The organism is Staphylococcus sp. GDY8P57P, from assembly GCF_017892585.1.
Taxonomy (GTDB): domain Bacteria; phylum Bacillota; class Bacilli; order Staphylococcales; family Staphylococcaceae; genus Staphylococcus; species Staphylococcus borealis.
This window is the reverse complement of the sequence record NZ_JAESLK010000123.1, coordinates 1-638: the sequence shown is the minus strand read 5'-3', so window position 1 is coordinate 638 and position 638 is coordinate 1. Positions and strand designations below refer to the sequence as shown.

Annotated in this window: 1 protein-coding gene and 1 pseudogene; both read left to right on the top strand. The window is 44.5% G+C overall.

From position 1 onward, the window contains the following. A partial coding sequence (locus tag KA878_RS13895; protein WP_398577054.1) for a Mu transposase domain-containing protein occupies positions 1-508 on the top strand: 508 nt, incomplete at its 5' end. Further along, positions 501-638 (top strand): annotated as a pseudogene (locus KA878_RS13890) (AAA family ATPase); the annotation flags it as partial. The gene KA878_RS13895 and the pseudogene KA878_RS13890, both read left to right, overlap by 8 nt.

Here is a 638-nt window from a genome sequence, read left to right as displayed (position 1 = left end):
CGTACCTGAAGGTCATGTAGGCGCATGGATTCGTGCAAAGGTAAGTGCGGATTCAGTCCGTCTCTTTATTGAAGGGGAATTCGTCGCAGAACATCGGAGAAATTGGGGTGTTCATCAATGGGAAATGGATCTCTATCATTACATAAAAACTTTCACAAAGAAAAAAGGCGCTTTAGCTCAAAGTGAATGTTTGAGCCAAGCACCAAATCAAATTAAAAAACTCTTCGAAAACCATTATATCGGAAAAGAGAAAGATTTTCTAGAGCTACTCCTTTATGTACGTGAGAAAAATCAGTGGGATAACGTGATGGCTGCCGTCCGACAGATTGAGACAAAAGGTCTCGGCGACATCACGACCGAAAAGCTAATCTTTCTGAGCGAACAAACAGATCTGGTACCTGCGGTACCGCTGCATCCAGACGAGACGGTCGAACAGGCGCTTCAAAACATTAAGGCCTTTTCAGCGATGTTCAATCAAGTCGATGAAGGAGTGCTTGAACATGGATAAAAAGCAAAGCGTCATCGACCTGTGCAAAGAATTACGTCTTCCTGGCATCCGTGAGTTGGTCGAAGAAGACGTAGCATTCCAGGAAACGACACCTGCGATTGACCTGTTACACACCGTGTTAACGAAGGAA